The sequence below is a fragment of the Pseudomonas sp. SCA2728.1_7 genome (genome assembly GCF_018138145.1).
GTDB classification, from domain to species: domain Bacteria; phylum Pseudomonadota; class Gammaproteobacteria; order Pseudomonadales; family Pseudomonadaceae; genus Aquipseudomonas; species Aquipseudomonas koreensis_A.
In genome coordinates, this window is record NZ_CP073104.1 from 132,506 (window position 1) to 144,849 (window position 12,344).

The following is a 12,344-nucleotide window of genomic DNA, read 5'->3' on the forward strand; positions in this document are numbered from 1 at the left end:
CAAAGGCACACGCGTTTTCATAGCGATTCGCCGCGATCCAGTCTGTCGAGCAGACTCTGCCCGCGTTGCCACAAAGCCTGCTGTTTTTCCAGCGGCATGCGATCGAGGTTTTTGTACATCATGCCCATGCGCTGATTGCCGCGCAGAAGGTCGCCGTGGCGCATCAGGAAATGCCAGTACAAGGCATTGAACGGGCAGGCGTTGTCGGTTGTGGTTTCACGCACCGAGTACGCACAGTCGCGACAGTAGTCGGACATCCGGTTGATGTACTGGCCGCTGGCGCAATAAGGCTTGGAACCGAGGTAACCGCCGTCGGCGTGCATGACCATGCCGAGGGTGTTGGGCAGTTCGACCCAGTCGAAAGCGTCCATATAAATCGCCAGATACCATTCACAGATCTGGCTCGGCGCGATGCCGGCGAGCAGGGCGAAATTGCCGGTGACCATCAGGCGCTGGATGTGATGGGCGTAGGCGTGTTTGAGGCTTTGGCCGATGGCCTGGCGCATGCAGTTCATCTGCGTTTCGCCGGTCCAGTAAAACTCTGGCAGGCGCCGCGTGTTACCGAAGGCATTGCCCTCGGCGTATTCCGGCATGTGCAGCCAGTAAACGCCCCGCACATATTCGCGCCAGCCGATCAGTTGGCGGATGAAGCCTTCGGCGGCATTCAGCGCGATGCTGCCGGACCAGTAGGCCGACTCCACGTCACTGCAGAGTTGACGCAGATCGAGCAAGCCAATGTTCAGTGCAGCGCTGATGCGCGCATGGAACAGAAACGGTTCGTCGCTGGCCATGGCGTCCTGATAATCGCCGAACCCGGCCAGGCCGTAATCGAGAAACCAGGCCCACAGTGCCTGGGCATCGGCGTGGGTCACCGGATAGTTGAAATCATCGAGGCTGCCGTAGTGACTGGCGAAACGATCCTTGACCAGTGCGAGCACTTCGAGGGTGATTGCATCGTTGGTAAAACCCGCCGGGTAGGGCGCCTTTACCGTTTTGGGCAGGGCTTTGCGATTGTCAGCATCAAAGTTCCAGGCGCCGCCGACTGGCGTGCCATCGCCGTTGAGCAGCAGACGACTTTTGCGGCGCATCTCGCGGTAGAAGAACTCCATGCGCAACTGCTTTTTGCCAGCGGCCCACGCGCGGAATTCGTCGCGGCTGCAGAGGAAGCGGTTGTCGGCATGCCAGTGGATCGGCAAGCCACATTCCTTCAGTGATTGCTCCAGACGCCAGTCGCCGCATTCGGTCATGTGCAATTCGTTGGCCTGCAGCAGCGCCTGCCAGCGCTTTAATTCGCCGGGTACCGAGCCGCTGTTCTGCGGGTCGTCGAGGGTCACGTACTGCACTTGGAAGCCTTGGTTTTCCAACGCCTTAGCGAAGTGACGCATGGCGCTGAAGATCAGGGCAATCTTCTGCGGATGATGGGCAACATGGCTGGCTTCTTCCATGACCTCGACCAGCAGTACCCGGTCTCGTTTGCCATCCAGACCGGCCAATGACGCCAGATCAAAAGAGAGCTGGTCACCCAGAACCAGGCACAGCCGACGGGTTTTGTTCATTTCACGAATTCAGCGTAATGGGCAGCAGGCTGCCGAGTGGACGTTTAAATGTTAAGTCCAGATAGTTGTACAGATTGTAGTCGTTGTATAGGTTTTTGTGCGGTGAATATTCACATCCCCCCTGTGGGAGCGAGCCTGCTCGCGAAGGCGTCGTCACATTCAACATTTTGCCTGACTGACATGCCGCTTTCGCGAGCAGGCTCGCTCCCACAAGGGTTTGCACTCCGACTCGGATGAACGTTCCCGCTGTTGCGGGAGCGCTTGACGCCGCGTGGACAGGCTTAGCCGGGATAAACGGGGTAGTCGGTATAGCCCTCGGCGTTGCCGCCATACACCGTCGCCGGATTCAGTGCATTCAACGGCCAGTCATTGGCAATGCGCGCCGGCAGATCGGGATTGGCCATGAACGGACGGCCAAAAGCGACCAAGTCTGCCAGCCCGGAATCGAGCAGTTGCGCGCCGGATTCGGCGGTGTAGCGCCCGGCATAAATGATCGCGCCGCTGAAGGTGTCGCGCACGGCCTGACGGAACGTTTGTGGCATCGCCGGGGCGTTGTCCCAGTCGGCTTCGGCAATGGACAGATAGGCAATGCCCACGTCCTCCAGCACTGTGATCGCTTCGATGTAAGTGGTGTGCGGATCTTCCTCGACCATGCCCAGGTAAGTGCGCGCTTCATCGGTGGTGGTAAATAGCGGGGCGAAACGTACGCCGACTTTTTCCTTGCCGATGCACTCGGCGACGCCGGCGACCACTTCCTTGAGAAAGCGCAGGCGGTTGTGCAGCGAGCCACCGTACTGGTCGTCGCGCAAATTGCTGTGGGCGGAGATGAACTGGTTCACCAGATAACCGTTGGCGCAGTGCAACTCGATGCCGTCGAAGCCGGCGTCCATGGCGTTGCGTGCGGCCTGGATGTACAGCTGAACCAGTTCCTGCACTTCATCGGTGCTCAGCGCGCGAGGTGCCGACGGTGGCACCAGTTTACCGGCGCCGGGGGCGGTTTCGATAAACACGCTGACCCGGTCGGTGGCTACGGCGGAAGCGGAAACCGGGGCAGCACCGTCGGGTTGCAACGCGGTGTGGGAGACACGGCCGACGTGCCACAGCTGCGCGAAAATCACCCCGCCCACGGCATGCACGGCCTCGGTGACTTTGCGCCAACCGGCGATTTGCTCAGGCGTATGAATCCCTGGCGTCCACGCATAACCCTGGCCGCGCGGTTCGATCTGTGTGCCTTCGGTGACCAGCAAACCGGCGCCGGCGCGCTGTTGGTAATACTCGGCCATCAGTTCATTGGCGATGTTGCCCGGTTGAGTGCTGCGCTGGCGGGTGAGGGGCGGCAGAACGATGCGGTTTTTCAGGGTGTGATGGCCGAGTTTGGCGGGGGTGAAGAAACGGCTGTTGTTCATGGATGACCTTTTGGCGACTTATTAGACCAGTCGTCTATTGATTGGGTGAAAAAATAACGCCGGGCAAGACGCACCCGGCGTTAGGAAGGTTGGAAGCGAGGGTTTAGCCCAGCATCTCCAGCAGTTTTTTCGCGACGGCGGCGGAGCTGGCCGGGTTCTGGCCAGTGACCAGTTGCCCGTCGGCGACCACATGAACCTGCCAGTCAGCGACTTTCGAGTAATGACCGCCGAGGCGCTGGAACTCGTCCTCGATCAGGAACGGCACCACGTCCGTCAGGCCAACGGCCTCTTCTTCGGCATTGGTGAAACCGGTGACCTGGCGATGCTGGACCAGCGGTTTGCCGTCAGCGGTGAGGGCGTGACGCAATACCCCCGGCGCATGGCAGACAAAACCGTGGGGTTTGTTGGCGCGGTCAAACGCTTCGATCAACGCGATCGACTGTTTGTCTTCGGCCAGGTCCCACAGTGGGCCGTGGCCGCCCGGGTAAAACACCGCATCGAAATCCTCAGCGCTGACGTCGGCCAAGCGCCCGGTGTTGGCCAGTGCCTGTTGCGCGGCGGAGTCTTTGCGGAAGCGATCAGTCTCGGCAGTCTGCGCATCAGGCTCATCGCTTTTCGGGTCCAGCGGCGGCTGGCCACCGGCCGGCGAGACCAGGGTGACGTCGACGCCAGCGTCCTTGAAGGCGTAGTAGGGCGCGGCGAACTCTTCCAGCCAGAAGCCGGTTTTCTTGCCGGTGTTGCCGAGTTGATCGTGGGAAGTCAAAACCATCAGGATTTTCATAGAGCACCTTGAGTCGATCAGGTGTCTTCGATTGAGCGAAGGATTCGCCCATCGGCCACACCGGTCAGAAAACGTTTGTCGGGGCGCAGCATAGATTCCAATTAGACCAGTCGTCTAGTAATTTTTTATCCTGCGGTTTTTCATCGACAGGTATGGCAAACTTCCGTTCCTCGAAATATACGACTGGTCTATTGCCTGGTAATGTGCGCCCGATGAAAGCGACCTACGACGACACCCGCCAACACTTGCTCGACACCGGCCACCGGATGATGGCCGAGAAGGGCTTCACCAGTGTCGGCCTCAACGAAATCCTGCAAACCGCCGGTGTGCCCAAGGGTTCGTTCTATCACTACTTCAAATCCAAAGAGTTGTACGGCCAGGCGCTGCTCGCGGATTACTTCGTCGGCTATCTCGCCGACATGGAGCGGCGCCTGACGCTGCCAGGCTTGAGCGCCTATGAGCGGTTGATGGATTACTGGCAGGGCTGGCAGAACCGCTGCACCCTCGAAGGCCACGGCGACGAATGTCTGGTGGTGAAGCTCAGCGCCGAAGTCGCCGACCTGTCGGAGTCGATGCGCCTGACCTTGCGCGATGGCGCCGAGCAAGTGGTGGCGCGCATCACTCTGTGCATCGAACAGGGCCAGGCCGAAAACAGCCTGCCCCAGGGCGATGCCCGGCATCTGGCGGAAACCTTGTATCAGCTGTGGTTGGGCGCCAGTTTGCTGAACAAATTGCAGCGTACCGGGCAGTCGCTGCAGACCTCGATGGCGATGACCCGACAACTGCTGGCGGTGTGAGCGGCGGGGCCGTTGTGGCCCAGGTTACATGGCTCAACACACCTCGCCCTGACTGTTGCAGGGCCGCACATCCTCGGCACGCCATTGTTTGATCAAGCGCCGGCGGTCAGGCGCGTAGTGTTCGACGAGCACCTGCACCGTCGCAAGGTCAGCCATATCGATCACGCGAAACCGGCTGTCGCCTTCGCACCACGCCGCGATGCAGCGCTTGCCCTCGATAAAACCCAACATGATCGGCCAGATGATGTGTTCGGCGGCGTCCGCATGTTCGAGCGCTAGCGCGATGCGCAGCTTGTTCTGCTCGCGCAGCGCCCGACGAATCTCGCTGAGGTCGATGGTTGTGCCGGGCTTTTGCGGCTTGGCCACGTAAAAGGTTTCGTCTTCGAAGATCGGCCGCATCTGCGCGGGCAGCACGGCACTGATTTTCGCCAGGGCATTGTTGACGGCATCCGCGAGTTGGCTGTCGGTCTGCCGGCTGACCCATTGCGCGCCGATGACCAAGGCCTGTATTTCCTCGGCGCTGAACGATAACGGCGGCAGGACAAAGCCGGGCTTGAGCACATACCCAAGGCCCGGCTCGCCGTCGATCTCGGCCCCCATGCCTTGCAGCGTGACGATGTCGCGGCGAATGGTGCGCAACGACACGCCCAATTCAGCCGCCAAGGCTTTGCCGGACACCGTACGACGATGACGCCGCAGCGCTTGCATCAGCTCAAACAGACGATGACTTCTGGCCATTAACGCTCCATGGCGACGACACCTTTGCCGCCGAGTTTGCGGCCCTGTTCGAGCTCGCGGATCAGTTGTATGGCGCCGTCCAGCGGCACCACTTCTCCTAGCCGAATCTTCAAGCGTGCCTCAATGGCGGCACTGGCCAGTGTTTCGAGGATTTCGTGTCGCGGTGTGCCGATGACCAGTTTCAGTCGCCGATCAATCAGGCCGCGCAGGAATTTACCCGGACCCGGATTGAGATCAAGCAAACAGCCGCCTGGACGCAGCAATCCGATACCGGTCGAGACCGTCATCGTCGCGGCCGTGTCATACACCACATCGAAGCGCGCCGGCAGTCTTGTCAGGTCCGTTAACCGGTAGTCGTAGACGGTCGATACCCCCAGCGCCTGTGCCCGGGCAACATCCGACGCGCTGCAACTGCCCGATACCGTGGCCCCCGACATCAGGGTGATCTGCACCGCCGCTTCGCCGACTGCCCCCGCGCAACCATTGATGAAAACCTGCTGACCGGCTTGCAGTCTGGCCTTGTCGATCAGCCCGTTCCACGCGGTAATGCCCGGTGTGCCGAGGCACGCCGCATCGGCGAAGGAAAGAGTATCCGGTTTGCTCGCCAGAAAGTCCTCTCTGGTCACGACGGCTTCACCCAATGCGCCACTTTCTTTGAAGCGGGATAGCCCGAAAACCGCGTCGCCGACCTGGAAGCGTCTGACACTCGCCCCAACCGCAAGAACCACGCCAGAGAAATCCATACCCATCGCGCGCGGAAATGTTCTGCCGGTGATCAGCTTCATCCGGCCCTGACGCAACTTCCAGTCAATGGGGTTGATCGCTGCAAATCTGACCTGCACGAGCACTTCATCCTTGCCGGGTGCTGGCAACTGGAATGCTTCGACGCGCATCACTTCCGGACCGCCGTAGCACGAGTACTGAATACGTTTATAGCCTGCTGACATGTTGGGTTCGCCTTCCGAGAGTGGACATGACACCGACTCTATAACGGGGCAGTGCCAGTTTTTGGCACCATTCGCTTTCTATGGAGGAGGCAGATTGATGAGCGGTGTTCATGACTTCATGAAGCTGAGCGCAGATAGTCGCAAGATCCTCGTCGGTTTACCGTAGCGGCTGATTATCCCGTCAGCAGGAACTTAACGATGGCAGCACTCCCGGTTCGTAGCGTGACCCACTCCAGCCGACTTCTGTTAACGGCCATCGCACTGTTGCTGACAGCCTGTGCTTCAACTGAAAAAGGTTCGACCTCCATGAAACGTTCACCTGCAATGACCTCCGATGCCGCGGCTGCCGTGTCCCCGGCACTGGCTCATAACACCGATGCCATGTTGTTTGGCGAAGTATGGAAACGCCCGGGATTGTCACCGCGTGACCGCAGTCTGGTGACGGTTGCGGTGTTGATTGCACGCGGGCAAACCGCCGAGATGGCCGCGCAATTCAACCTTGCGCTGGACAACGGTGTCACGCCGCTTGAGCTGTCCGAAACGCTCAATCACCTGGCGTTTTATTCCGGTTGGGGCAATGCGTCAGCGGCTCTGCCTATCGCCGCCGAGGTGTTCTCCGCGCGCAACATCGATGCTGAGCAATTGGCACCGGTTGCGCCGTCGTTGCTGCCGCTGGACCAGGCTCGCGAAACTGACCGCGTGGAGCGCGTGAATGCGGCGGTGGGATCAGTGGCGCCGGGGCTGGTCGAGTTCACCACCAAAGCGCTGTTCCGCGATCTGTGGTTGCGGCCAGGTCTGGCGCCTCGCGATCGCAGCCTGATCACGGTCAGTTCGTTGGTGGCCAACGGGCAGACCGGCCAGGTCGGCTATCACCTGGGTCGGGCGATGGACAACGGTTTGAGCCAGACCGAAGCGGCGGAAATGATTACCCAACTGGCGTTCTATGCCGGATGGCCGAATGCGTTTTCCGCCGTGCCGGTGTTCAAGGAAGTGTTCAGCCAGCGCGCGCCGGGCTGACTGAACAGGGCGTCAAATCTGCTCCGGCAAGTGCGCGATAAGTTTGTCCAGCGTGATCGGATAATCGCGCACGCGCACGCCGGTGGCGTTGTAAATCGCATTGGCAATGGCCGCTGCGGCGCCACTGATGCCCAACTCGCCGACACCTTTGGCCTTGAGCGGCGTGGCGTAGGGGTCGATCTCATCGAGAAAAATCACCTGCTGATGAGGAATGTCGGCGTGCACCGGCACTTCGTAACCGGCGAGGTCATGGTTGACGAAAAAACCACGGCGCTTGTCGACCTGCAGTTCTTCCATCAGTGCGGCCCCGGCGCCCATGGTCATGCCGCCGATGATCTGGCTGCGCGCGGTCTTCGGATTGAGAATCCGCCCTGCTGCGCAGACCGCCAATTGGCGACGCAGACGAATCTCGCCGGTCGCCGCGTTGACCGCGACTTCGGCGAAATGTGCGCCAAAGGTCTGCTGGGCAAAGCGCTGGGCCAGATCGCCGAATTCCATGCGGTCTTCGCCAACGAGATCGCCTGCGGCCGCCGCGTGAGCCAAAGGAAAATGCCGCGTGCCATCGTGCACCTCGCCGTGGGCAAATTCGGCCGTTTGCGGATCAAGCCCGACGGCGCGGGCAGCGGCTTCGCGCAACTTGACGCAAGCGGCATAGACCCCGGCGGTTGACGACGCCGCCCCCCATTGCCCGCCCGATCCCGACGACTCCGGAAAGCGCGAGTCGCCAAGGCGCACTTCGACCCGGTCCAGTTCCACACCTATCATCTCGGCGGCGGTCTGCGCAATGATCGTGTAACTGCCAGTGCCGATGTCAGTCATGTCGGTTTCGACAGTGATTGTGCCGTGCCGATCAAGGCGTACACGGGCCGCCGATGCGGTGGTTGGCGCGCCACGTATGGCGGACGCCAGACCGATGCCGATCAGCCAGCCATTCTCCAGACGTTGGCCGGCGCTTGCGTTGCGCTGGTGCCAGCCGAATTGCTCGGCGCCGATTTGTAAGCACTCGACGAGTTGCCGCGTGGAGAACGGGCGCGATGGCTGTTCGGGGTCGACCTGGGTGTCGTTGAGCAGGCGCAACTGCAGTGGGTCGATGCCGAGTTTTTCCGCCAGTTCATCCATGGCAATTTCCAGCGCCATCATCCCCGGTGCTTCCCCCGGCGCGCGCATGGCCGAGCCTTCGGCCAGGTCCAGCACGGCAAGATTCAAGCGGGTCATGCGGTTGGCGCCAGCGTAGAGCAAACGCGTCGAGGCTGTCGCGGCTTCGGGCCGGCCCCCGGGCAGGTTGCCTGACCAACTCTCATGGCCGATGGCCGTGATCAAACCCTCGCGGCTGGCACCGATGCGAATGCGTTGGAGCGTCGCGGGGCGATGGGTCAAATTGTTGAACATCAGCGGACGCGGCAGCGCGACTTTCACCGGGCGCCCGGCGTGGCGTGCCGCCAGCGACGCCAGCACCGCGTCACACAGGATCGTACCTTTGCCGCCGAAACCGCCGCCGATGTAGGGCGATATCAAACGAATATCTTCTTTGCGTATACCGAGTGTCCTGGCCAGATCGCGCACGCCCCAGTTGATCTGCTGTATCGACGTCCACAACGTCAGCGAATTGCCGTTCCACTGGGCGATGGTGGCGTGGGGTTCCATCATCGCGTGCGCCTGATCCGGCGTGCTGTAGTGCTGGTCGATCTGGATCGGTGCGGCGTTGAAGGCGCCTTCGAAATCTCCGGTCTGCGTCTGCGGCGGTGGACCGAAACCGGCGGGTGGGGGCGGTGTGGCCGAATCCTTGGCGGCCGCCAGATCGAACGCGCCGGGTTCGGCCACATAGGTGATTTCCAGCAGGTGGGCGGCGCTGCGAGCCTCTTCAAATGTCTGCGCGACGACGATCGCGACAGCCTGGTGATAGTGGTCCACCTGCGGGCCGGCCAAGGCGCGCGCGACATAGAACTCGCCCTTGGCCAAAGGCCCGGCATTCTCGTAGGTGACGATCGCGATCACCCCGGAACTGTTGCTCGCCTGCGTCGAGTCGATCGAGGCAATTCGTCCCTTGCCGATCCCGGCGCCGACGATATACCCATAGGCCGGATTGGGCACTGCGGCATGTTGTTCATACGCGTAGGGCGCGGTCCCGGTGGTTTTCAACTTGCCATCGATGCGGTCGGCGGGCTTGCCGATGACGTTCAATTGATCGATCGGATTAGTGCCGGCCGGTGTGTCGAATTTCATCGCTGAGTTCCTCTTCGGGCGGGCTGTCGGCCACCGCCGGGCGCCTCAGCGCCAGCGTTTGCAGGCCATATCGCCTACGAGCCTAGGCCATTGAACCGCATCTGATAATGCGCCTTGCCAGGATGGAGTCATGAGTCCGGCTCACGAATCCTGACCAACATGACAAATAAGAATAAGTTTCAATTACACGATCTCTGGTATACCATCCGCGCCGCTGTTCTGGCGGTTTCACCCTTCGTTCTGGCCTATTCACAAGGTTTTCATTTCATGCGTCGTACTCTGCTTTCCATTTGCGTGCTGCAGGCGTTGTCTTCTTCCTCGTGGGCCGAACAGGCCGATTCAACATCCTCAGCGCTAGAGCTGGACGCAACCGACGTGGTCGGTACAGCGGATTACGAACGGGCCGACGGCCCGGTGCAGGGTTACCGCGCGACACGTTCCGCCAGCGCCACGCGCACCGACACCTCGATCCATGAAACCCCACAATCGATCAGCGTAGTGACCAAGGATGCAGTCGAAGACCTCGGCGCCACGCGTCTGCAAGATGCACTGGACTATGCCGGCGGCGTCGGCCGCGCAAACAATTTCGGCGGGCAGGGGCTGACCACATTCACCGTGCGCGGCTTTACTACCGGCGAGTTCTACCGCAACGGTTTCCCGATCAATCGCGGCTACCCGAACATGCCCGACGCCAACACCATCGAGCGTCTGGAAGTGCTGCGCGGGCCGGCGACAATGCTCTACGGCCGGGGCGATCCGGGCGGCACCTTCAACGTTGTGTCCAAGCAGCCGTTGGCCGAGCGCACGGTCACGCTGGGCAGTCAGTTGAATGATCAAGGCATGAAGCGCGGCACGCTGGACGCTTCCGGCCCGCTGGATGAAGAGGGTCGTCTGGCCTATCGATTGAACGTGGTGGGTGAGGGCGGCGATACCTTCCGCGATCACGTCGAGACCGAGCGTTACGGCATCACGCCAGTGCTGACCTGGCAGGCCAGCGATACCACCCGAGTGATCTTCGAGGGTGATTTCATGCGCAACAATCATCCACTGGATCGCGGCGTGACGCGTTACGCCAAACAGATCGGCACCGCCTCGCGGGACACGTTCTTCGGCGAGAAAGACGCCGGCAAATTGCACAACGACAACAACATGGCGCAACTGCGTTTCGAACATCTGCTCAATGATGACTGGACGCTGGGCGGTGGTTTCCAGTGGCTCGACGGCTCGCTTGAGGGCAACGCGATCGAGGCCAACGGCATTGCCGATGACGGTCGAACCCTGGGGCGTAACTTCAACTACCGCAAACTGGAGTGGACCGACAAGGACACTCAGCTCAATCTGACCGGGCATTTCAGCACCGGTGGCTTGCAGCACACCTTGCTGACCGGCATCGAGTATGAAGATTACGACTACAAGTCGATCATTCAGCGCTCCAGCGGCGCGGTCGGCGCTTACCCGATCGACATCTTTGATCCGGTCTACGGCCAGCCGCGTCCGGCGCTGACTCGCACGCCGACTCACGACAAGGAAAACCTCAAGACCTATGCCGCGTTCGTGCAGGATCAGGTGGCGTTGACCGAGCGTCTGAAGGTCCTGGCCGGGGCGCGTTTCGAGCGATTCGAACACGACTATGAAACCTATGTGCCGGGCGGCAAAAACTGGCAGGCCAGCGACAACGCGGTGACTCCACGCCTCGGCGTGACCTACGATCTGACCGAGACGCTGGCGGTCTATGCCGACACCGCGCGCTCGTTCAAGCCCAATACCGGCTCGAGCCGCGTGGGCGGAGGCTTTGCACCGGAGAAAGGCAAGTCCTACGAAATGGGCGTCAAGTGGGAAGCGCTGGATCATCAGTTGAGCGTCGACGCGGCGATCTATCAGATCGAAAAGCGCAACGTGCTGACCACCGACCCGGTGGACTCGACCTTCAACGTCGCGGCCGGGGAAGTGCGCAGCCGTGGTTTCGACCTGAACGTCGCCGGCAACCTGACCCCCGAATGGCGCGTCATCGGCGGCTACGCCTACGTGGATGCCGAAGTGACCAAGGACAACGTGATCCGCTCGGGCACGCGGCTGATGAACATTCCGCAAAACAGCTTCAGCCTGCTCAACGTTTACGAGTTTCAGGACGGAGCGCTTAAAGGTTTGGGCCTGGGTACCGGACTCAAGTACGTCGACGAGCGTGCTGGGCAAACCGCCAATACTGCGTTCTCGATGGACAGCTACACCGTTGTCGATTTGCTCGGCTTCTACAAGGTCAACGAGAAAGTGCGGCTCAATCTTGACGTGAAGAATCTGTTTGACCGGGATTATGAAGAGGGCGCGTTCGGTAATGTCTACGCCTATCCGGGTGCGCCAAGAACCGTGCAGGTGGGGATTTCCTACACCTTGTAAGCCGCGCTCGACGCTGCAACGGCGGCCCCTCACCCCAGCCCTCTCCCTGAGGGAGAGGGGGCCGACCGAGGTGTCTTGCGCTATGCATCGACCTGACAGATCGCGTCGATTATGGGTGCGTCCGCAATGCTTGGCGGTATTGGATTCACAGCCGTTATTGCACATCGGCGCTCATCGCCAATATCCCCCAATTGGTCCCTTTCCCTGCGGGAGAGGGAGTCGACCGAGGTGTCTTGGGTAATGCGTCGACCTGACAGATCGCGTCGATTACGGGTTCATCCGCAATGCTTGGCGGTCATGGATTCACAGGCGCTATTGCACGTCGGCGTCCATCGCCAATATCCCCCAATCGGTTCCTTTCCCTGCGGGAGAGGGAACCTTATGCATCGACCTGACGGATCGCGTCGATCCGCAACGCTTGGCTGTCATGGATTCACTGCCGCTATTGCACGTCGGCGTCCATCGCCAATATCCCCCAATCGGTT

9 protein-coding genes are annotated in these 12,344 nt (G+C 60.8%); 3 read left to right on the forward strand and 6 right to left on the reverse strand.

Annotated features, from left to right (window positions below):
* Positions 1-17: 17 nt before the first annotated feature.
* From KBP52_RS00445 to KBP52_RS00455, 3 genes are all read right to left on the reverse strand, one after another.
* Positions 18-1,556, reverse strand: coding sequence for a cryptochrome/photolyase family protein (locus KBP52_RS00445; RefSeq protein ID WP_212621710.1), 1,539 nt, complete (start codon positions 1,554-1,556; stop codon positions 18-20).
* 281 nt (positions 1,557-1,837) lie between these two features.
* Positions 1,838-2,962 carry an alkene reductase gene (locus KBP52_RS00450; RefSeq protein WP_212621711.1) on the reverse strand — a complete coding sequence of 375 codons (1,125 nt, stop codon included), beginning with the start codon at positions 2,960-2,962 and terminating at the stop codon, positions 1,838-1,840.
* Between the two features lie 103 nt (positions 2,963-3,065).
* Positions 3,066-3,743 (reverse strand): type 1 glutamine amidotransferase domain-containing protein, encoded by a 678-nt coding sequence (locus KBP52_RS00455; protein WP_212621712.1) that lies wholly within the window; start codon positions 3,741-3,743, stop codon positions 3,066-3,068.
* Positions 3,744-3,955: 212 nt separating this feature from the next.
* Between KBP52_RS00455 and KBP52_RS00460 the strand changes: the two genes are divergently transcribed.
* The gene (locus tag KBP52_RS00460; protein WP_077572446.1) at positions 3,956-4,540 is read left to right on the forward strand and encodes a TetR/AcrR family transcriptional regulator; all 585 of its coding nucleotides are present in this window, start codon (positions 3,956-3,958) and stop codon (positions 4,538-4,540) included.
* Between the two features lie 33 nt (positions 4,541-4,573).
* On the opposite strand, the gene KBP52_RS00465 is transcribed toward KBP52_RS00460, so the two are convergent.
* Both KBP52_RS00465 and KBP52_RS00470 read right to left on the reverse strand, forming a co-directional pair.
* The gene (locus tag KBP52_RS00465) at positions 4,574-5,278 is read right to left on the reverse strand and encodes a YafY family protein (protein WP_212621713.1); all 705 of its coding nucleotides are present in this window, start codon (positions 5,276-5,278) and stop codon (positions 4,574-4,576) included.
* Entirely contained in the window at positions 5,278-6,225 is a 948-nt protein-coding gene (locus tag KBP52_RS00470; RefSeq protein ID WP_212621714.1) for an NAD(P)-dependent alcohol dehydrogenase, read from the reverse strand. The genes KBP52_RS00465 and KBP52_RS00470 overlap by 1 nt, the downstream gene beginning before the upstream one ends.
* Positions 6,226-6,531: 306 nt before the next feature.
* Here KBP52_RS00470 and KBP52_RS00475 point away from each other — a divergent pair, with 306 nt between their 5' ends.
* Complete coding sequence (locus KBP52_RS00475; RefSeq protein ID WP_249122226.1) at positions 6,532-7,242, forward strand: carboxymuconolactone decarboxylase family protein; 711 nt, start codon at positions 6,532-6,534, stop codon at positions 7,240-7,242.
* A 12-nt stretch (positions 7,243-7,254) separates the two neighbouring features.
* Here KBP52_RS00475 and paoC read toward each other — a convergent pair whose 3' ends face one another.
* Complete coding sequence (gene paoC / locus KBP52_RS00480; protein ID WP_212621715.1) at positions 7,255-9,465, reverse strand: aldehyde oxidoreductase molybdenum-binding subunit PaoC; 2,211 nt, start codon at positions 9,463-9,465, stop codon at positions 7,255-7,257.
* Between the two features lie 267 nt (positions 9,466-9,732).
* On the opposite strand from paoC, the gene KBP52_RS00485 reads away from it, so the two are divergent.
* Positions 9,733-11,859 (forward strand): TonB-dependent siderophore receptor, encoded by a 2,127-nt coding sequence (locus tag KBP52_RS00485; RefSeq protein ID WP_212621716.1) that lies wholly within the window; start codon positions 9,733-9,735, stop codon positions 11,857-11,859.
* Positions 11,860-12,344: the final 485 nt, after the last annotated feature.

What these genes read in the sequence shown, in the direction of transcription:
- KBP52_RS00445 (WP_212621710.1), bottom strand. Translation starts at nt 1,556, where the DNA reads ATGAACAAAACCCGTCGGCTGTGCCTGGTTCTGGGTGACCAGCTCTCT.
- KBP52_RS00455 (WP_212621712.1), bottom strand. Translation starts at nt 3,743, where the DNA reads ATGAAAATCCTGATGGTTTTGACTTCCCACGATCAACTCGGCAACACC.
- paoC (WP_212621715.1), bottom strand. Translation starts at nt 9,465, where the DNA reads ATGAAATTCGACACACCGGCCGGCACTAATCCGATCGATCAATTGAAC.
- KBP52_RS00450 (WP_212621711.1), bottom strand. Translation starts at nt 2,962, where the DNA reads ATGAACAACAGCCGTTTCTTCACCCCCGCCAAACTCGGCCATCACACC.
- KBP52_RS00465 (WP_212621713.1), bottom strand. Translation starts at nt 5,278, where the DNA reads ATGGCCAGAAGTCATCGTCTGTTTGAGCTGATGCAAGCGCTGCGGCGT.
- KBP52_RS00470 (WP_212621714.1), bottom strand. Translation starts at nt 6,225, where the DNA reads ATGTCAGCAGGCTATAAACGTATTCAGTACTCGTGCTACGGCGGTCCG.
- KBP52_RS00460 (WP_077572446.1), top strand. Translation starts at nt 3,956, where the DNA reads ATGAAAGCGACCTACGACGACACCCGCCAACACTTGCTCGACACCGGC.
- KBP52_RS00475 (WP_249122226.1), top strand. Translation starts at nt 6,532, where the DNA reads ATGAAACGTTCACCTGCAATGACCTCCGATGCCGCGGCTGCCGTGTCC.
- KBP52_RS00485 (WP_212621716.1), top strand. Translation starts at nt 9,733, where the DNA reads ATGCGTCGTACTCTGCTTTCCATTTGCGTGCTGCAGGCGTTGTCTTCT.